The following is a 291-nucleotide window of genomic DNA, read 5'->3' as shown; positions in this document are numbered from 1 at the left end:
GGCAGGCGCACCTTTTAAGCGTGATTCTATCCCGTAGAGTTTTTGGATTTTAGCCAGCGCCTTATCAGCCTTGCCCGATTTACCTTTCCCTTGAAGCTTCTTCGCATCCATGAACTTGCGACGAGCATGCGCTAAGCACCCTACATTGGTGACGTGATGCAGACCATCATAAGCCGCGTAGCCATCGGTTTGTAGATAACCGTTGTAGTCACCTAAAAAGTCCACGGGACACGCCCTCGCGCGACTGTTTTGATAGTCGTACAAGGCAATATTTTTCACATTCGGCAGTGC

Annotated in this window: 1 protein-coding gene; it reads right to left on the bottom strand. The window is 49.8% G+C overall.

The genetic code is table 11. The annotated features are described in order from the left end of the window. On the bottom strand, positions 1-291 hold a 291-nt coding region (locus AB4167_RS21845), incomplete at both ends, for a transposase (protein WP_372137016.1).

Origin of the sequence: Vibrio sp. 10N.286.49.E11 (assembly GCF_041469505.1) — a bacterium.
In the GTDB taxonomy this organism is placed as follows: domain Bacteria; phylum Pseudomonadota; class Gammaproteobacteria; order Enterobacterales; family Vibrionaceae; genus Vibrio; species Vibrio crassostreae_C.
The sequence above is the reverse complement of the archived record's forward strand: the minus strand, read 5'-3'. Positions and strand labels throughout refer to the sequence as shown.